The sequence below is a fragment of the Acetobacter malorum genome, from assembly GCF_001580615.1.
GTDB classification, from domain to species: domain Bacteria; phylum Pseudomonadota; class Alphaproteobacteria; order Acetobacterales; family Acetobacteraceae; genus Acetobacter; species Acetobacter malorum.
On sequence record NZ_LHZC01000046.1, the window covers coordinates 40,844 to 59,210 of the forward strand.

Consider the following 18,367-nt stretch of genomic DNA (forward strand, 5'->3'; position numbering starts at 1 on the left):
GCTTCCCAGTCCAGCCCACCGAAGCCGCAGCCCGGTGGAGGCATCGCAACTGTATGAAACCTGGCCGCCGCCCGCCTGAGTCCGGCAGCCAGTTCAGAAACCGATCTGGCCACTACATCCACAGAAGATGGACCACTCCATAGAATTTTCGTCGGCAGGTTGAGGATTACGGATGCGGAGGGGTGCGCGCCGCCCGGCGCAACTCGAACAGCCTGTACCGCACCCGGCCGCATCCTGTGTACGGAGCACGTCCTATCGAATTGTCCTTCACACAAGCACTGAGGTAAGCGGCTTTTAGGTGTCCTGTCGAATGAGGGCAGGGGCGAGCCGTCACAGTTCATCCGAAGCCCGCAAGCGGCTTCATAGGGGCTGTAGATAGAAGGAAATCGCTCAACGAACGCCTTGGCCAGTCCTGCTCCCATTGCTCCCTGACAATTCACGGTGTTGACCAGCACATCGGCATACCAAACGTCAAAGACAGACTTCTCCTCGGAAATGAAGAGGGGCATATTATCCCCGCTTGGTCCGCGTCGCGCTGGCTGGGGCGGATGTGGTCGGACACTCCTGAATCTGCCGAAGCGCGCGTCTCATGGCCCGCAACTCTTCCTTCACAGCAAGCTTTTCAAGTGTCTGGGAATGCAAGTCTTTATGGAGCTTTCCGATATACTTGCGGCACTCCTGCAGGGTTCTGGCCAAGTCTGCGATCTGTTCTGCGTGATCGCCCTCTAACGGTGTTCCGACGGCACGCAGGATCTGGCGAAAGTCCCACATAGCCGCGCCATAGGCGTCCGGGTCTCCGCCCGTGCATACCGCCCTCCGGGCGGACTCTTGCTTCTCTTTCGAGAGATCTGCGGGAACAAGATAATGTTGCGGTTTGGTGGTTCCAGTCATGAGTTCTGACTCCGGGGGATGAAAGAAGTAATGGAGACTGCGCGGTCCAGTATGTTGCGGGGTTCATATCCAGGAAGCGGCTCCTGCGCCTGAATGGCATCGAAGAACGCGTCTGAAGCGCAGCCGGGCAATCCCCCGAAAGGACCCATTGCGGGGTTTGGCATTTCCCCGATGAAGAAGATTGGCTTTTCCGGGAAGAGGCATGCCCAGAGACTTGCGCACATGAAGGCATTGGGAGATGTGGTTGGCCAGGACATCAGAAGGATATCGCTTTGAGAGGCATAGCTCAGAACCGCATCTGACGCTTCGATCTCTTCGACATCGTGGAACATTCCGAGATCATGACCGTCGTGCGAGGCAAGGAGTGACGTAGCAATAATGTCTACCCCGCGCTCACTCAGCAAAGACGCGAGATAACCGTTACCAGCATAGACCTCCAGCACGCGCCGGTCGCCAATAACAGAAGCTAGTTCGCGGACAAAGTTTTCAGTGAAATTTCCATAATGGGTGGGGGTCATGCTGCTGACACTTGCTTCGGATATGGACCGTCCTTGAGAAACGACCTGACTGTAGAGGGAGGCCGACCCTGCTGCTCGGCGAGAGCGACGACAGCGGCATGCCCAAGAACTGCGGCCCGGCAGGCCTCCTCTTTCGTGGCCGGGCGACCGTGTTTCCACCACAGGATTTCGACTACATTTCGCAGAGAGAAGAGCATCGTTGACCGGTCGAAGGACCAGTCATCCGAAATCGTAATGCCGAAGACCTCCGGGTTGTTCGTATCCCCTCCGGTCTCCAGCATCTCGCAGACCTCTGCCGAGACGGCTCGACGCATGTTTTTGCCGGTGACAATGTATGGGCAGACCTGAGCGGCGAACTCCGCGCACTCTTTATGGCACGGCGCTTCCGTATAGTGGCCGGAGGCCGCTGATTTTGGGCCGCCCACAAACGCGGCGAACCGCCCGAGCTTATTGCCGCAAATCCAGCAAAGCCGACCAGTCAGCGCCCGTCGAAAATACTCCGGATTCATGACAGCCAGATCCGGGACACCGTCTTTCCAGGTGGCAAATTTAGGGACAGGCATCCCGGAAGGAAGCCTCCGGAGGGTCATCATCTTTCCAGGGATGGTTACGCCGCGGAATGAGGAGGAAAGGACAGTGGTGCTGGTCATTATTTAAGGCCATCCCACTTCTCAGATGTCCATGCATCTGATGCGACCATTTTGGTCACGCCGCCCTCAAACAGAACAATCACCAGAACAATCGCCACGCACATGCTTACAAAGCGGATGAGAGTGTGGTCCCCACAGAAGCATGCAACCGCAAGAGAGGCGAGAACGCCTAAGTAATGAGCAAGATGGATAAGGGTGCTTTTTTTTGTGTTTCCGTTTTCAATGTCGGGGGTCATGATGCCTCTCAGCCGCTTATCCTGTGTCTGAAAACATTGTGTTTCCAGATGTCTGATTTCAGTGATAATTTTACATGGAAAAGGAATAAATGTCATTAGCAATAAACGGACAAATCAAAGGCTATCTCTCTCTTTCTGGCCTTGACAGCAAGGTTATTGCACATGATGGAGTGCAACTTGTCCCTTGCATCATGGATAAATATGATTCCGCTCAATCACAGCAATACGGCTAGAGCCGGTATAAGGGATATTGGGGTATGGACGAGAGAGCAGCAACCGTCTTGCAGAACTGTGGATACCGGAAGGACGATTCCTTCTCAGGTGACTTTGTTCTGCTTCTCAAGGATACCCCGGCTTTCCTGTGCCCTCCAGGGCCGGAAGTGAACTGTTATTGCGAGGAGCGGATTGAGATCTATCCAAATCCGGATGGGTCCTTTGATATGGGCCTTCTCTCCCTGGACGACGAAACTCTCACTCTCCTTTTGCTGGAGGCGCGGCTTGAGGATATCCCAATGTTTACCGTTGCGGCGGCAAATATAGCCGCGATGTCCGGTGATTTCACGACACTCTACAGCGTCGGGGGAACCGAGGTGATCAATCCATTCGCAAAAGATAATAACGGCGACTGGGCAGGTTCTCCTGGGATGGGAGGAACATTCGTCCTGACCCACCCGGATCTTCCTGAATACGAACAGGCGGCCAAAGATCTGCTTCAGAAAGTTGTGAATTACTCACCCGAGGATGACATGGAGCCACCGGAGGCGAGCCAAGGCGTTTCGCCTTAAGGCTTAATCTAATACTTCATCTGTGACGGTAAGGGATTGCCATGAACGCTCCAGTCAAAATCCAGCAGGCCCAGTTCGATCTGTTTGATTTCGGGGTTTCCTGTGACGTCAAAGATGATCAGGCATTTAACGGGATTCTGGATAGCCTGCGCTCACAACCTGTGGTGCCTGATTTCCAGCCGCACCATTTATTTGACGCGCCAGGGAAAGAAGAAATTATTCGCCTCAAGCAGAAAGCTGAGGCATTCCAGCGGGCCGGGAACAGGTTGCTTGAGGTTCCCGAGGCTGAGACCATTATCGACGGCTGGAAACAGCATACGGCCGCGCAGGGGGCAGACAGGAACTCTCTGAGCGCAAATTCTGAAAGGGTGGTCCTGTCCCTTTATGACCATACAGGGAACTGGTCGAAGCCGTGGAGGGAAGCGGGATACGACGTCTACCAGTTCGACATTCAGAATGACCCCGATATGGGAGACGTTATGAAGTTCTCTCCGGAGTTTTTTGCCGATTATTTCGGGGATTTCGGAGGTCGCGGCATATACGCCATCTTGGCTGCGGTTCCCTGCACGGATTTCGCATCATCAGGTGCCAGGCACTTTGCCCGAAAAGATGCCGATGGCACCACCGCGGCAAGCATAGCGCTGGCCAGACAGACGTGGGCTACCGTCGAGTATTTCCGCCCATCCATCTGGGCCGCTGAGAACCCGGTCGGCCGGCTGGGCAACCTGACCGGACTGCCTCATTGGCGGACCTCTTTCGACCCAAATCACATAGGATCGCCATACACGAAAAAGACGCTTCTGTGGGGCAGGTTCAACGGAGATCTTCCCATAGCTCCCGTCGAGGCGTCAGAGGGGAGTAAAATGCACTCCCAATACGGTGGGAAGTCCCAGAGGACCAAGAACGCTCGAAGTGTCACGCCGGAAGGGTTTAGCTACGGCTTCTTTATGGCCAATAATGCTCATGACCATCCTATTCTGGAGGTGGGCTTCAAATACGACCGCCTTGATCGGGATCTCTTGCAGCAGGCTCTCGACGCTGGCCTGTCGGCGTCAGAAATAGGCCACATAGTGGATGATTCCTACTACATGGATTTGGATGACGTTGGAGCAGAAAGGGTGCTGACAGAGCACCTCAACGGTCCACAGCCCCAGTTTCCGTCCTATTAGACTTTCGGCGATTTCCTGGGCGCCAGCATGGCGTGATGCACGGGTCATCTGTGGGGACACCGTTTGCAACTGCCATATCGTAATAGTTGTCGAACAGGTCGTGCCCTCCATCTTCTACGCCAGCGGTGGGATCCTCGTTAGACATGCGCAGCACCAAATTATGCCGGGAGGATTCCGCCAGCAAGAAGCCTGCACATGTCGACGGAGCCTCCAGTCCGGTTTGATGACAGGCAAAGATGGAGGGGCGCTCACTCAGCCGCACTGTTTCCGGGATGTCATATCCAGTGGCCGCTGAGTGGCGGAATGCTTCTGCAGGGAACTTGCCAACCCGATCTTTTCTCCACGGACAATTTTTACAGGGCTTCTTTTGCTTTTTCCGGCTGCGCCCTTCAACGGAAAAAGTCACGACTTGATGGTCGTCACCCGCTGGCCGCGTGAGAATAATTTCCTGTTTTGGCATGGCGATCAAATCCCGTGTAACTAACGAACAAATCGAAATAACATGCTACGGATTATACAGGATGAAGGCCTGAGCATCAAGGCGGCAGGAGGCGGGGCGGCCTTAATTCTGGGGGTTATCTATCCTTTATTTGGAAGCGATTTTGTCCTTGTAAAATACGCGAAAAAAGGAAATAACCTTGCCGAAAGGGCTGGATAAGTAAGGATAAGTCCGGGCGTTAGGGAGAGCAGGTGTTTCTAGATGTATGACATAAGGAGAACGGTGGCATTCGATGAGGCTATACGCACCTTCGCCACTGAGCGCCTCCGCAAGAAGAAAGTTATCCGGGAAGACGCCTTTGCTTCGCACAGGCAGATTTCCGAGATCCTTTTTGACATGGCGCTTCGCGGAAAAAGAGTGTTCCCGGCAACGCACATAGCAAAGGGAGGGCATCCGTCTTCTCGGTCCAGAAATATCTGGATGCGACTTCGTGAAACTCCTCGGCACACTTACATTGGCACTGCCACACTTCTGGAAAGTCGGAACTATACGATTGATGTCGCAGCAGATGCGACAACACAGGATGTCGCAGCATTTATCAGTGTCATAGTCGAAGATAAATCTGTCGCGGAGTGGATGATAGGACGCGACGAAAGTCTTGAAAGCGCCCTATCTACCTACATAGACCACCCGAAAAGATTTATGGAGGGAGTTGCCGAGCCGGACGAGCGCACGCCTACATCAGTTGATAAGCAGATTTACTGGCTCAAGGGGCCTTCGGCCGAGCAAGATGATGACTTTGTCATCCTACAGCCTGTATTCGCATCCTGCGTTGTCCAATTCGTGTATCATGCTGTCAGGACGGTGAACAGTAAGGCGAATGGGGAGGCCAGGACTGCGTGGCGTAAGGGTGAGGCATCCGACCTCTCTTTCTCCCTTATGCCGGGTCTGGCAATGCGCCAGATTGGCGGCAGCAAGCCACATAACGTTTCTTACCTGAATGCACGCAGGTTCGGAGAAAACTACCTCCTGCCATCCATCCCGCCTGCGTGGAACGCTATAGCCAGACCAGTCACCCTATCCCACCAGGAAAGCGGAGTGAGTGTGTTCCTGAGACTGAGCCGGGCAGTAACTGACATGCTGGATGCCTTATCAGAGGAAAACTCCATCGCGCAGGGGCGGGCAAGAAATGTTGAGAATGATCTGATAGGACGGTTCATCTCCTTTTCTGAGGATGTAAGGGGGTCCCATCCCTCCGAGTGGTTCAACAGCGACGATTGCACCCTGATTGAGACGGAGAAAAAATGGTTTCGCTACCCTCCAGGCAGAAGCGGAGAAATGTCTGATTGGTGCGCCACCGTCCTGATGGTTTCTGAAATTTTCGCCAGCTCCCTTTCTGCCCTGTCCGCATGCCGGGGTGAAGGTGGCGTAGGGTTCAACCCCTCCGAGTTCGCGAGCAGGGCGGCCCGCTATCTGATGCTTTCAACAGTCGGCCCTGCCGGCCTGGAGGAGTGTGAGCTGTGACCGATACGACGCATTACATCGTTCTTCCCCACGTTTCGATCACTGGTGCCAACGCAATTTCCAGTCCGATCACACACGGGTTCCCCTCAATAACGGCCTTTATTGGCCTCATGTGGGCCCTGCACAGGAGGGCGGGGCGGACCCCTCTGTCAGATATCGCGTTCCACGGCGTTGGGGTGGTCTGCCACAGGCATAGCGAACAGTCTCTACCATATTGGGCGGGCACTGGATCAGGCATGATCCGAAGTTTCTGCCAATCACGCAATCCGCTCACCTCAAAAGGTGAGATAGCCCCCATCATTGAAGAAGGCAGAACCAACCTGGATGTCAGTCTGATCTTCGCCGTTGAATGTCCGAGGTGGCTTTCCATTGAGAAGGCCGGCATCACGCGGGACCTTCAGAAGATACGGGATCTGCTTATGACGATGCGTGCGGCTGGCGGGGTTATGTTCGAAAGGGGCGACATTCCGGCCTCACTGACCCGTCCGTGGGCTGTAAAGCATATGCCTGACCGTGCGGGAAATGAGGCGACCTTCGCAGAACTGCGCTACGCCCTTTCTCCTGGGTTTGGGCTGGTCTCCCGACATCAATACCTTCTGGACACCATATCCGAGGGGGTTGGCACCGATGCTGAGCATGCACCTTCTGGCTTTGATGTCATCATGGCGGCATGCCGGCGTGAGTGGAAATATTGTCCGGACGCCGCGAAAAAATGGGTCCAGAGGGGAGGAAGTGTCCGCGAAAGCTGGATCGCACCGATCCCAGTGGGTTTCGCAGGTTTAAGCCGTGCGTCGGGTCCAGGAAAGCTTGATGGTGTCCGCGACCCCTCTCTGCGCCATCACTTCGTCGAAAGTGTTTTCTCTCTGGGCGAATGGGTGCAGCCTTTCAAGATAGGCAGCATCGAGGATCTCATCTGGTCATCGTCATCGGAAGAGCCAGATGGCGTGTTCGTCTGCAAGAACAATTACGAAGCCTCATTCAAAACCGCGCAATAAAAACAAGGACAACCTTCATGGCAAAAAAGCCTGCATCAAAAACTGCCCCCTCTCTTTTGTCAGTCGAGCGCAAAATAAATGTCTCTGACGCAATATTTTTTGCCGGTAAGTGGGAGGAGCGGGATCACCCTGAAAAGTTCCGACCTGTCCGCGTTATGGAAAAGTCTGTTCTGGGAACAATTTCAAACCGGGTCAAAGAAAACTCAAAACTGAATATTGAAAGTCCTAATCTCCAGACTGTTGATTCTGCAGCTCTCCCAGCCCAGGCTGATACGCTTCTGGTTTCCTTCAGCATGCGCATACTTCCGGGGATTGGCGAGACATCCTCCTGCAATGATCGATCCTACGCAGAACGACTGAAGTCGATTGTTCAGCAGTATATCCAGAAACATTCTCTGGGGGTGATTACATCGCGCTACGCTGAAAACATTGCGAATGGACGGTTCCTTTGGCGAAACCGGGTTGGCGCACAAAACATCAGCATCATGGTCACTACTAAAAGAAGCGACACTGTCGCAGCTCCACTAGCCTTCTCTGCCAGATCCTACTCTTTGAACAAATTTGGCGGTAATGGAGTGGTCGCCGGGTGCGGCACGACTGAGTGTTGCTCCATGCTGGCGGATGCCATTGCGGATGGCTTCAGCGACCCCTTTGGCTGCTTGCTTGAAATCAGAGCCTTTGTGCAACTCGGCACGTCTCAGGAAGTCTACCCTTCACAGGAACTGAACCTGAAGAAGGATTCCGCCAAGAAAAGCAAGATCCTCTATTCTGTCGATTATGATGGCGGAAAGGCCGCTGCTTTCCATTCCCAGAAAATCGGGAATGCAATCCGCACAATCGATACATGGTATCCCCATGACCTCTCGCCTGCTACGCCAATCCCTGTAGAGACGTATGGCACTGTCACCTCAGAAGGGGTGGCCCACCGGGACGTAAAGAGTGGGCGAGACTTTTACACCCTGCTGGACAAGTGGGTTTTGGACGGTGAGGCCCCGGAAGTCGACGATCAGCACTATGTTATCGCCATGCTCATCCGTGGCGGCGTTTTTAGCCGCGGGGGCTAAGGACGTGAGATTGCAGAAATACTGCGAATTCAAAGTTATTCCTCAGAATAGCTTTGAGATGAACAATGCGTTTATTGTCGGCAAGATGATGGAACTAATCCATCTTTCCCTTCATCACTTCCCGTGTCGGGTTTGCGTGAGTTTCCCTGGAAGGAAAGATAAGGATATCGGAGGGATAGTTCGCCTCCACGGCACCTCCGATGAGTTGGACCTGGTCCTGGGTGGCGGCGTGGAGGACGGACTAGAGGATTATTTTTCTTTCTCCGGTATTATGGAGGTTCCTGACAACATTATGGGGCACTGCACCGTCCGCCGTGTTCAGTCTAAGAGCAGCCCGGCTCGCATCAGGCGTCGGATTGTCAGGACTCAGAATGTTTCTGCAGAAGAGGCCATGCGGCTCTTCCCTGATAGTAAGCGTCAGCTATTGGATCTCCCGTTCTTCCTGATGAACTCTCGCAGCACTGGGCAAAACAACATTCGGTTCTTCGTCGAACATTCCGATCTGTGCCCGGAGCAGACCGAGGGGGCCATCACCAGCTATGGTTTCAGCCGGGAAGTAACAGTTCCTGTGTGGTGAGCCTCCTCTGCGCCAACTGCTGCTGATCAAGCAGTTAAGGCAAAACTTTGAGGCTCAGACCGACCACTGCCGCTCAGGCAGGTTCAGTAGGTGGGATGTCCCCATCGTTGCGCGCTATAGGTGTCATCAGCTCCATAACACCTATAGTGCTCATTTGCGTCTGTAACGACCTCTCCGAACGAGGTCTGCTAAGGTTAGGGGCGTCCGGCCCGTCCTATTTAGTGTCAGGCTCGTGAGTGGTGGTTGGGGCTTGCGTAGCCGATCCATCTGGTGCGTGCGAAAGCAGAGTGTCTTTCAGGCGCTTCATGCCTTCCATCGTCAAGCTGCTACCCTGAGTGGCTCCGTCAGCAGGCAAAGCCAGATAATGCACTAGCTGACTGGTGCGTATTGGGATCAGTATAAGCAGGGTGACGACGTAGATCCCTATGAAGCTGGAAACGCACCCCCGAATAAATGCGATCGGCGGAAGAGGTGGATGGCTTGTTTTTTTGAATATCGAGAGAACCTGATAGACCACAACACTGACGAGAGCGAGAGCGCCGACAAAAGGTGGAACGAATGATTCCAAGCTTGTCAGGATCGCATAAAGCGCGATCACGGGGAGCGGGATGTGAGCCTGAGCAAAGTGGGTAATAGTGGATATGCTTGGCATATATGAAACAAGGGCTGGCAAGCTGCTCATACATAATACCTAATGGTTAGAGACTGGCTTCCAGAATACACATGCCTGACGACTGGAGGCAAAGTTTGCATCCACTCGCTGAGCAGTCATGTCGGATCAAAGAGGTGGGTGGTTGAGTGGGGGGCTTCTGTTGCCCGGTGCCCCCCGAACCGCGCTTGCCGTCAAGCGACGGCAGCGAGTGCAACTCTGTTGTCGTTGGCACTTATAAGTTTAGCCCGATAACGGTGGTACCATGCCGAGCGAAGGAAAAGTCTTTACTACGCGCGTCGAGCCTATTTCATCCCCAGCGTGACTGTCCTGCCGCCTCTCACCGAGTTGGTAAGTGATGCAGGATGGAAACACCGCCCGACGGGCAAGCCTCCGACAACGAGGCGATCTCCCTTTGCAGGAAGAGGTGCTGTCAAATTGGTGGAGATGCAGGGTACTGCCCCCTGGTCCACAACGCTTATTCCACGTTTCGTTTATCGCCATATCCCGATCAGATCGGGCAAGAAATCTTTACTAGGATAGGGAAAGGTAGGCAAGGCCAAAAATTTGAATGTCGTATGCATGTCTTTCAGATACAAGAAAGATCACATGATCACCATGCGATAAAAGGGTTTGATAATGGATTTTTCAGCCGTAAATCTGGGCGAAGCGCCTACCTGCTACGGTTCTCTGGATGTGGAGGTTATTCTTTCTGCTCTTACGAAGAGCTCAAAAAGATTTGGAAAAGTTCTTTCAGATTCTGGCATCAATCCGGATGCAGCCTCTCTTTCTCAAGATGATCTGGCGCGTCTCAAGCAGGAAGCCCCTTTCTGGTCGCCCCATTCGATTATGAAGATGAGCGTCCCTGAAGCAGCCCTCTTGCATAGGATTGCCAATGACCCGTGTGCTCAGATTCCTCATGGTCTGAGGGAGGCAATCCATGAGGTTTTTCCTTGCGAAGAACCGTACATGAGGAATGACTCTGGCTACGTCGGATTGTCTCCAGAAGGCTTTAACTTGATAGCAAGGCATTTCCCCGGCATGGAGCATCTTCTTGTGCCGGAGATTACTGTTGCGCCAGAGAACATCCCGTCTGCTGCGCCGTGAATTCTACGCCCAACCGTCATTTGGCTTTAAGCCGTGGAAACCTTTAGGTCGGTTACAGTAAATTCACTGGGGCTGACTTAACCTCTTGCATCTAAAAGGACTGCCAGAATTATGACTAATGCCAACCAGAAAAAAGAGAACCGACTGTTCATCCGCGTGATCGGAAAGATCAGTGATGTGGCCAGTGACAGCGCCTATCTCAAACGATTTGAAGGGTCATCCTGTGATCCGGATATCTCACAATGCCTGCTGTTGAATGTGCCGGTCATCCCCGATGACACTTTCGAGGACACCAAGGATATTATCAGCAATATGGTGGAAATTGCTTCTCCGGCAGGAAAGGCTAATCCAGAGCCGGCAGGCCCCTTGAACTTGGAGGGGACCGGGACAAAGAAGCCTTACTCGAAAGAGGATTGGGAAGCGGCTATCAGTGCATTTGGTCGGCTCCACAAGGACTCAGAACTGACGGATGTGCAGTCCGCTCCATTCAACGAGGGGGAGGGTTACAGCCCGACAAATCTGGTCGTTCAGGTCATCCCGGTGGACAATGAGTCTGCGGCGCTGGACCTCTACATGGAGTGTCTGGATCGCTTTTCCAGAGGAGAGCGTGACTTCTCTGAGCAGATCCCGGAAAGCTATCTTGAAAACGACACGGCCTTCCTCTGTCCTGATGGAAAGCTCTTCTCTCGTGCTGAGGCTGCCGATGAGGCTGGGTATGATACCGGGGTGGAGATCTCGTTCCGGGACCTGATGAGCGGTGAGTATGAACTCCCTGCGCCGGCCGTAGAAAGCGATATGAAGCCCGGCGCTTAAGGGGGGGCTGGGCCTCAGGCGCGAATGTGCCAAGGCAAGATGTGTCGAGAGGAGCAATATCATCATGACCACGGATGCCGAGGCAGAGCGCGAGGCGCCCCGTCTGTTTATTCGCGCGATCGGGAGGATCAGCGATGCGACTGACAACGCTGCTTTCTCCAAGCGGTTTGACGGGGCATTCTGCAATCCAGATATCGCAGAGAGCCTCACAATGTATGTGCCTGTCGCGCCAGAGGACACCTATGGGGCCACGAAAGGCGTCATCAGGAAGAAAGTGGCAATGCTTTTGAGGGATGAGCGGGCCAGCTCAGCCCCGTCGGCGAGGCTGGCGCTTGGCGAGGGTGGCGTTCCTTACTCCGAGAAGGAATGGGACGCCGCCATCAAATCTTTTAGCAGACTGCACCGCGATACAGAGCGGACAGATCCTGGGGCCGCGCCCTTCAATGATGGACGCGGATACTGGCCGACCCATCTTGTTGTGCAGGTGATCCCCGTCGATGACGAGAACGCCGCATTCGATCTCTACATGGAATGCCTGAACAGGATAGCCAGGGGGGAGCGTGGTTTCGCCGAACAGGTTCCGGAGAGCTATCTGGGGAACGACCATACCTTCGTGTGCCCGGACGGGACCGTTTTCTCACGAGACGCGCCCCCTGCTAATGTGGAGGGCGCTGTTTTACTGCGTGATCTGATAACAGGGGACCATGAACTCCCAGAGACGGAGGTGGAAGTTGAGATGGCGCCCAGCCTTTAAAATGGCTGAGGCTGTTACGATGTTGCGTTAACTTCGGCAAGCAACCCTGCAAGCGCTTCGCGGCGCTCCGCAATGGTCATCCCAGCCACATCCATCACTGACCGCATCACCTTCATTACCTCGACCACGCCACAGGGGGAGGCAGCCTTCGGGTTGCTATCGGCTTTAGGGGCTGTTGTCATTGAAGAGTCAGGCGACACTGAGCCAACAACTTGTTCAAGGATGCGGCAAATCTCCGTCACCACCTCTTCTTTCGCCTTATCTAAAGGGGTGCAGAAACCTTCTGACGGCATGAATTCCTTCATACTCCCATTCGGGGGAATAATGTTGCCAGTGAATCCTGTCAGATTTCCAGAGTCCTTATCGGTCCACGGAATGATTTCCCCGTAAACCCGATCATTCCGGACAACCACCATCGCACCAGTCTGAGTGTCGTGTCGCCATTTAAAGTCTTCGCGTGATATCTGAGAAGACATTTCCTACCTCTTGTTTTTACAGTTTTTTTCATATTCGGCGCGAACGAGGTCATCTTTTTCAGACCAGCAAAGTCCAACCCACTGATTGAATTCGTCCGCCTCGGAATTCCATCTGGCCATTGCAGCGCTCACATAGGACAACTGCTCCTGAGGAACAGTCTTCAGCCATTCGGGGTCGTTACCATCCACCGTTCCCTGTTCAGCAGCAAGTCGCAATTCTAGGCGCTTGTAACGCTTGTAAAAGCCAGGGCGGCTCAGTCCCAGACTTGCTGCGACAGAAGTGACGGATTCACCCATATTAATGCGCCGTCTACCCTCCGCAATCTGTTCGTCGGAGACGATCGGCTTTGAGCCGCCGCGACCGCCCAGAGGTTTCATAATCGACAGGGCATGACCCAGTTCCGATTTTAGCTCCTTATCGATATTCGCCAGCGTGAGAATAACGGACAGGACATTAGAGAGGGGGATGTCATTCAGCTTTGCGGGCATGTCCAGCACACACAGCGAACAGCCAGCAGCGGCAATGGATGCTACGGAACTCAAAACTTCCGCAGCATCTCGGCCCAGTCGGCCCAGATCACAGACTATAACCTCATCGCCCGCCTTGAGCTTTTTGCGCATTGCGATCCATGCTGGACGCGTTTCGGGCGGAAGGATCTGTTTTTCAACGAGAATGCATTCTTCGCTGATCGCTGTTCGGGCTACGATTTCTCTGATCTGTTTGACGCAGGACGGATCGTCCTGAGCAGGCCTTACATACCCAAATTTTGCACATTCAGAATGACGGGAAGCAAGTTCTTGTTTTTCCATAACCATACCCTGAAGCAGCATTTTGCGTCGACCGCATCACTAGGCGACGTTACCCCCTCTTGCCGACAGAGCAAGAGGGGGTAGATCAATGCCCTTAATTCGCGTCAGGGACACTTTCGGACGGAGTGGGGGTCAGCGCAGCGGCCGCGCCGAGGGCCGGCTTGTTGGCCTGCGCCGCTTTCTGACCGCTCAGGCTGTTGAGATCATCGGCGGTCGCATTCTGCGGGATAACAACCTGACCCGTTTTCACCTGATCAGTGCCGTTAATGGCCTCCCGCGAAACATTGTCGAGAGAGATATTGCCGGCAGCATCGGTGGAAGCGGGTGTTGCCGCCTTTTCATAGATGGTCTTCTGGCCTGTGGTCGGGTCGGTCGTAACATGATCGATTTTCACACCATCAGGCACAAGCGTTTCGGGCTGGACGGTAATCGGCGCAGGCGCCAGATCAGCCGGTGCTGGAGGGTTCACGGACGTAACCCCGCCAGCAGTAGTGGCGGATGCAGCCGGGAGCATAGCGCTGGTGGCCTCAGCATCAATGGACGCGCCTTCGTCGGCAGAACCGTTAGCGGGGGTGGTATAGAGCGCCTTGTTGATCACCTTCACGACGGGCTTGCGAGAATTCGTCGGGTTTTTGTCGTAAATCTCAACCAACTGATTGTTGGAGGCATAGCAGAACAGCACTGTGTGCTGGTTGGGGTGCGAGCCAGCATTGACGGGCGCCCACACAGCCTGCGCCAGCCCCAGTGTTGCGATAGAAGTTACGACCTCCGCAGCTTTCACGCCGGCCCGGCCGCCAGCGCTAAGTCCGGCCGTGTAGAGCCGATAAATATCACATGCCCGACCGAGGTGCTTCACAGTCCCCATGGGCTGGCCTACGGCGCTAATGACATTGAAGCGGTCGTCGCCTGCATGGAACTGACCCATGTTCACTGGCTCAGTGTTACCGCTTTCGCCGGAGGAGCAGGCCGCAAGACCACCCATCAGGGCGAGGGCAATAACAGAGGAGGCGCGGGAGATAAAAGCCATCGGACTATCCATCGTTCTTTAAAATTGCATAGCATGGAAAAGATTTTCTCCATGTCATGACAAGGATAATACGAACGATGGGGAGCCGTGTCAATGTGGTTTACACTTTTAAATGCAATTTCAGAACAGATATTTCCCTGTGTTAATCAGGTCAAATTCTGTATCCGAAGCCCAGCATGACAACCGGGTAGACTGGTAGCCGGTCATCCATGTAGTTGCGAATGCGTTTATAAGCAGCATCATGCAGCCGGGCATAGGCCTTGGGGAACTGGTTCATCATGCCCCCCGGTGCAAGCGATACGCTTGCGTTATCATGAATCATCACACCCGCATCCAGATTTGCATAGAAATTCCCAGCTATCTGAGAGCTGAACCCAAGGCCAAAGTAGGGAGCTGCCGGAGCGTAATGGGCCTTTACTGCTACATATCCGGCATTAGGAATGTCAAAGGGCCTCGTCCCCATTCGTGCGGTCATGGAGCCTGTGGCGTGGCCAATGCCTTTCCCAGATATGAAGCTTCCGCTAAAGATGACGCCGGTTGTCAGACGGAAAGCAGATTTGCTCCATGGATAATAATCCCCCAGAATACTGCCGTTAATCAGCTTGGCATGCCCCCCGTAAGTCGCGGTGACGTGCCCCTCTTCGGTATAACCGGGTCCGACTGCAGAGAAGTTCGCATGGTCCCGCCTGATGTCAGAGATGCTGACGGCGTAATAATCGAAATCGCCTCTTACCCCCCAATGCGTGTTGCGCTTGTGATATTCAACTTCTGGTCCTATCCCCAGGGTCCCAGCTCGGGCGGAGAAGAGCAGGGGAGTTGATCTGGAGATTTGTGTGGCACTGGCATGATGGGCAAAAGCCAAAAGGCTCGCCATGGATAAAAGAGACTTTTTCAGCACAAATTGCGTTCCTAGTGGAAAGTGTTTGTCGAGGCGGGCCAATCCAAAGACAGGCCTGGGAAAGCTATGGAAAAACCCTCTTTTTTCAAAGCGTTTTTTAGCCAGTCCATCAAAAACCAACAATCTTGCTCAGAATTCTCGCGGCGCGTCCTTCAGCATAATTCTGATTTTTATCCTTACCGGAATGTGGGAAATTAGTGTGAACCATGATACAGGCATGCTGAAAGATTGCGACAGGGATCATACCCTTTCGAGGAAGCATGCGCCCCTATGGAAGATAAGACATTTCCAAAACATGGACAAATTACGTGCAAAGCCTGCTTTAAGGATAAAACAGCCCGTGAAATCGACATCGGCGATTGGCACGTCGTTAATGATCCTGGAGCATGGGGCGCTTCAGAGCCGAGAGTAATTGTCCTCGGTTTCTCGAAAGGCTTCACCCAGGCTAATGCCTTCAAAGATGGCCGGTTCGAAGATGTCCCGTTCAAGAAGATTCGGAGTAGATTGGAGGCTGCCCTCCGCAGAGTAGGCCTTGTCACTCCGTCCGATCCCGCCAGAACGCCTGACGAAAGGTTTGAGGCTACGGAGTTGGATTTTGCCTTTGGCTCCCTCGTGCGCTGCAGCCTTTCCCGACTGAACGGCAAAACTGGTCGATATGAATGCTCTGGGGCTGTGATGACCCAGGCCTTCAGGGAGCCTGTCAAAAGCGTCATTGATACATGCGCCAGGCGCTACCTTACTGACCTTCCCACAAGCGTTGCGGTCGTTGTCATGCTCGGCACCGGCACCGCTTACGTCAAGGCATGTAAGGACCTGATGAGGTCGATCCACCCGGATACCTTCCAAGACATCAATCCCGTTTCTTATTCAGCGGCCGGCGCGACATGGGTTCATCTCACTCATCCCAGCGGAATGAACGGAACCTTCAATGAATGGCTTTCCGGGTCGGGTCACACCTCGCCCTCCCGCAAGAGAGACTTCGCGATCATGGCGCTGCGACGAACTGGTGCTATCGCTGAGGCAAGTTCAGACGATCTCTTAGAAGCGAGGTTCAAGTCATGAATTTTAAAAGAAAAAGACCGAAAAACAGGCTGGCCGGATGTTTGCTTTGCAAGCCTCACAAAGCTAATGGCGCGTGCCCTCGACATGAGAATATGTCGTTCGGGAACAGGCGCAGAAGTGCCGCTGCGGAAGGCTCTAAGAGGATACAGAGACTTGTTTGCGTGGAAGCCTACTGATGCCGACCCCGATGACCATGACTTCCTCCGTCGATCAGTCCATCAATCATGTCATCCCTCAGGCGGATGGAGGATACTACGAAGCGCGCTTCGTCCGCCGTGTGAATGATTATTTCATCTGCTACCTCAGTTCGCACACTGGCTGTTCTAAGGCATGCCGCTTCTGCCACCTGACCACCACCGGTCAGACCATGATGCGACCCTCATCCTACGATGATTATATGGAGCAGGCCCGGCTGGTATTTGATGACTATCGCCAGGCACTTTCAAGGCCTGGAGCGGTACGGGCTGCGCGGGTCCACTTCAATTTCATGGCCAGGGGAGAGCCTCTGGAAAATCCATGCCTCACGGCTCCAAAAGAGTTTTCCCGCCTGCATGCCAGTCTCGTTGAACTGAGTAATGAGTTCGGTCTGGAGGCCAAGTTCAAGATCTCCAGCATCATGCCGGAGGGCTACAAGGGGGAGGTCGATGACTTCACAGCCCTGCAAGGGGTCCAGCTTTACTATTCCCTCTACTCTCTGGACCCGTCCTTCAGGAAGCGCTGGCTGCCTCGCGCCATGCCTCCGGAACGGGCGCTGGACATGATAGCCGAAAGCCAGAAGCTTACAGGCAGCATCCTCGTTCTGCACCAGGCCTTCATCAAGAACGAGAACGACAGTTTTAATGATGTTGATGCCATTGTCGATGCGGTCAATAAAAGAGGGATACGCGCCCGCTTTAACCTCGTCAGATACAATCCAGCAGCCCCCAAATACGGGTGTGAGCCGGAAGAAGAGAAGCTGGAGGCGCTCTTTGAGAGGATGTCCAATCGACTGACAGGTGGAGGGCGAGGGAAGATTGTCCCGCGTGTCGGCCCTGACGTCTATGCTTCATGCGGCATGTTCGTTCCCTGAGGGCCGGCATACCCTCCGAACGGGTAGCACTCACAAAGGCGTCGGGCCGGAGAGATCTGGCGCCGCGGGATGAGGGTGAGGCAGATACCTTACGAGATCGCGCTCAAAATAGGTTTCTGGGATCATCAGATCAGGATTGCCGCAATCCTTCACTCTCACCTTATCTCGCAGCAAGCCGGTACCGACGAACTCTATATCGTCTGGGATTGCTTCGATGTTCGGGCAATTTATGATTTCCAGGCACCCGACCGTCATGCCCTTTGGCAGTTTACGAAGGTTCTGGCACCCTTCTATCCGTAAGACGTTGCCGACAAAAATATTGTCCGGGAGATACTCCAGAGCCGGGCAATCACGCAGTTCCAGCCATTTCCTGACCGAGAAGCCATCCCCGATCCGTTGTAATTTCGGCAGATTCTGAAGCTTCGCATATTCATGGAATTTCACGCCGCTTCCGACGTGCTCAATGTGTTCGGCATCAGACATCATAAATGATCCGAACACCTCCATTCGATCAGGCAGGCAGGCGACGCCGGACCCGCTGAGCTGAGCCCACTGTCCGACCATAAGACCTTGCGGCAGCCTGCGGCCGGGGTAACCGGAAATATTCATGTCGTCGATAATAATGAACCCATCGGGCATATTTTCGACAGCAGTGGCCTGACCGGAATGATCTCGCCAGTCATATGAGCCAGAGAAGTGAGGGCGCCATTTAGCTGCAGCCTGAATGGGATGAACAGGCTTCTTCTGAGGCCCTTTGCGCCGAAAATTCTTTGTCCGGGATGCGAATTTTTTCTGGAACATGACCATTTTGCTTTTCACCTCCCCATTCAACGCGAATGAGGAGGTGTTTGGCG

General features: G+C 53.9%; 22 protein-coding genes and 1 other RNA gene. 11 read left to right on the forward strand and 12 right to left on the reverse strand.

The annotated features are described in order from the left end of the window. Window positions 1-510: 510 nt before the first annotated feature. The 4 genes from AD930_RS06385 to AD930_RS06400 all read right to left on the reverse strand — a co-directional run bounded on the left by AD930_RS06385 (window position 511) and on the right by AD930_RS06400 (window position 2,295). A complete protein-coding gene (locus AD930_RS06385) occupies window positions 511-891 on the reverse strand; it encodes a hypothetical protein (protein ID WP_061505550.1) in 381 nt (126 codons plus the stop codon). Further along, window positions 888-1,409 carry a hypothetical protein gene (locus tag AD930_RS06390; RefSeq protein ID WP_061505551.1) on the reverse strand — a complete coding sequence of 174 codons (522 nt, stop codon included), beginning with the start codon at window positions 1,407-1,409 and terminating at the stop codon, window positions 888-890. Before AD930_RS06390 ends, AD930_RS06385 begins: the two co-directional genes overlap by 4 nt. Next, window positions 1,406-1,972: a hypothetical protein gene (locus AD930_RS06395; RefSeq protein ID WP_156476887.1), complete on the reverse strand. Its 567-nt coding sequence runs from the start codon at window positions 1,970-1,972 to the stop codon at window positions 1,406-1,408. Before AD930_RS06395 ends, AD930_RS06390 begins: the two co-directional genes overlap by 4 nt. A gap of 86 nt (window positions 1,973-2,058) precedes the next feature. Next, window positions 2,059-2,295, reverse strand: a complete 237-nt coding sequence (locus AD930_RS06400) for a hypothetical protein (protein WP_156476888.1) — start codon at window positions 2,293-2,295, stop codon at window positions 2,059-2,061. Between the two features lie 257 nt (window positions 2,296-2,552). On the opposite strand from AD930_RS06400, the gene AD930_RS06405 reads away from it, so the two are divergent. Both AD930_RS06405 and AD930_RS06410 read left to right on the forward strand, forming a co-directional pair. After that, window positions 2,553-3,080: a hypothetical protein gene (locus tag AD930_RS06405; RefSeq protein WP_061505554.1), complete on the forward strand. Its 528-nt coding sequence runs from the start codon at window positions 2,553-2,555 to the stop codon at window positions 3,078-3,080. Window positions 3,081-3,121: 41 nt separating this feature from the next. Next, complete coding sequence (locus AD930_RS06410) at window positions 3,122-4,249, forward strand: hypothetical protein (protein WP_208598579.1); 1,128 nt, start codon at window positions 3,122-3,124, stop codon at window positions 4,247-4,249. Here the strand turns inward: AD930_RS06410 and AD930_RS18485 are convergent. Continuing rightward, window positions 4,215-4,709: a DUF6283 family protein gene (locus tag AD930_RS18485; RefSeq protein WP_082781731.1), complete on the reverse strand. Its 495-nt coding sequence runs from the start codon at window positions 4,707-4,709 to the stop codon at window positions 4,215-4,217. The genes AD930_RS06410 and AD930_RS18485 overlap by 35 nt on opposite strands. A gap of 240 nt (window positions 4,710-4,949) precedes the next feature. Between AD930_RS18485 and AD930_RS06415 the strand changes: the two genes are divergently transcribed. The 4 genes from AD930_RS06415 to cas6f are packed head-to-tail and all read left to right on the forward strand — an operon-like array spanning window position 4,950 to window position 8,848. Further along, entirely contained in the window at window positions 4,950-6,212 is a 1,263-nt protein-coding gene (locus AD930_RS06415; protein WP_061505555.1) for a type I-F CRISPR-associated protein Csy1, read from the forward strand. Continuing rightward, on the forward strand, window positions 6,209-7,207 hold the full coding sequence (csy2, locus tag AD930_RS06420) for a type I-F CRISPR-associated protein Csy2 (protein ID WP_082781732.1): 999 nt from the start codon (window positions 6,209-6,211) through the stop codon (window positions 7,205-7,207). Before AD930_RS06415 ends, csy2 begins: the two co-directional genes overlap by 4 nt. A gap of 17 nt (window positions 7,208-7,224) precedes the next feature. Then, window positions 7,225-8,271 carry a type I-F CRISPR-associated protein Csy3 gene (gene csy3 / locus AD930_RS06425; protein ID WP_061505557.1) on the forward strand — a complete coding sequence of 349 codons (1,047 nt, stop codon included), beginning with the start codon at window positions 7,225-7,227 and terminating at the stop codon, window positions 8,269-8,271. Between the two features lie 10 nt (window positions 8,272-8,281). Next, window positions 8,282-8,848, forward strand: a complete 567-nt coding sequence (cas6f, locus tag AD930_RS06430; protein ID WP_167375145.1) for a type I-F CRISPR-associated endoribonuclease Cas6/Csy4 — start codon at window positions 8,282-8,284, stop codon at window positions 8,846-8,848. Window positions 8,849-9,062: 214 nt separating this feature from the next. Here cas6f and AD930_RS06435 read toward each other — a convergent pair whose 3' ends face one another. Then, the gene (locus tag AD930_RS06435) at window positions 9,063-9,530 is read right to left on the reverse strand and encodes a hypothetical protein (protein WP_156476889.1); all 468 of its coding nucleotides are present in this window, start codon (window positions 9,528-9,530) and stop codon (window positions 9,063-9,065) included. Window positions 9,531-9,645: 115 nt separating this feature from the next. Continuing rightward, window positions 9,646-10,058: a transfer-messenger RNA gene (ssrA, locus tag AD930_RS06440) on the reverse strand. A 78-nt stretch (window positions 10,059-10,136) separates the two neighbouring features. Here ssrA and AD930_RS06445 point away from each other — a divergent pair. The 3 genes from AD930_RS06445 to AD930_RS06455 all read left to right on the forward strand — a co-directional run bounded on the left by AD930_RS06445 (window position 10,137) and on the right by AD930_RS06455 (window position 12,171). Next, window positions 10,137-10,604 (forward strand): hypothetical protein, encoded by a 468-nt coding sequence (locus AD930_RS06445; RefSeq protein WP_061505560.1) that lies wholly within the window; start codon window positions 10,137-10,139, stop codon window positions 10,602-10,604. Window positions 10,605-10,715: 111 nt separating this feature from the next. Further along, on the forward strand, window positions 10,716-11,417 hold the full coding sequence (locus tag AD930_RS06450; RefSeq protein ID WP_061505561.1) for a hypothetical protein: 702 nt from the start codon (window positions 10,716-10,718) through the stop codon (window positions 11,415-11,417). A 64-nt stretch (window positions 11,418-11,481) separates the two neighbouring features. Further along, on the forward strand, window positions 11,482-12,171 hold the full coding sequence (locus AD930_RS06455) for a hypothetical protein (RefSeq protein ID WP_061505562.1): 690 nt from the start codon (window positions 11,482-11,484) through the stop codon (window positions 12,169-12,171). Window positions 12,172-12,185: 14 nt separating this feature from the next. Here the strand turns inward: AD930_RS06455 and AD930_RS06460 are convergent, their stop codons facing one another. From AD930_RS06460 to AD930_RS06475, 4 genes are all read right to left on the reverse strand, one after another. Continuing rightward, the gene (locus tag AD930_RS06460; RefSeq protein WP_156476890.1) at window positions 12,186-12,647 is read right to left on the reverse strand and encodes a hypothetical protein; all 462 of its coding nucleotides are present in this window, start codon (window positions 12,645-12,647) and stop codon (window positions 12,186-12,188) included. Between the two features lie 3 nt (window positions 12,648-12,650). Further along, window positions 12,651-13,457 carry a recombinase family protein gene (locus tag AD930_RS06465; protein ID WP_167375146.1) on the reverse strand — a complete coding sequence of 269 codons (807 nt, stop codon included), beginning with the start codon at window positions 13,455-13,457 and terminating at the stop codon, window positions 12,651-12,653. A 94-nt stretch (window positions 13,458-13,551) separates the two neighbouring features. After that, window positions 13,552-14,484: a hypothetical protein gene (locus AD930_RS06470; RefSeq protein ID WP_061505565.1), complete on the reverse strand. Its 933-nt coding sequence runs from the start codon at window positions 14,482-14,484 to the stop codon at window positions 13,552-13,554. 151 nt (window positions 14,485-14,635) lie between these two features. Next, entirely contained in the window at window positions 14,636-15,358 is a 723-nt protein-coding gene (locus AD930_RS06475) for a hypothetical protein (protein WP_061505566.1), read from the reverse strand. Between the two features lie 294 nt (window positions 15,359-15,652). Here AD930_RS06475 and AD930_RS06480 point away from each other — a divergent pair, with 294 nt between their 5' ends. Both AD930_RS06480 and AD930_RS06485 read left to right on the forward strand, forming a co-directional pair. Further along, window positions 15,653-16,444 carry a hypothetical protein gene (locus tag AD930_RS06480; RefSeq protein WP_061505567.1) on the forward strand — a complete coding sequence of 264 codons (792 nt, stop codon included), beginning with the start codon at window positions 15,653-15,655 and terminating at the stop codon, window positions 16,442-16,444. Window positions 16,445-16,619: 175 nt separating this feature from the next. Next, a complete protein-coding gene (locus AD930_RS06485; protein ID WP_061505568.1) occupies window positions 16,620-17,513 on the forward strand; it encodes a radical SAM family protein in 894 nt (297 codons plus the stop codon). Window positions 17,514-17,543: 30 nt separating this feature from the next. Here the strand turns inward: AD930_RS06485 and AD930_RS06490 are convergent, their stop codons facing one another. Further along, a complete protein-coding gene (locus AD930_RS06490; protein ID WP_156476891.1) occupies window positions 17,544-18,314 on the reverse strand; it encodes a hypothetical protein in 771 nt (256 codons plus the stop codon). Window positions 18,315-18,367: the final 53 nt, after the last annotated feature.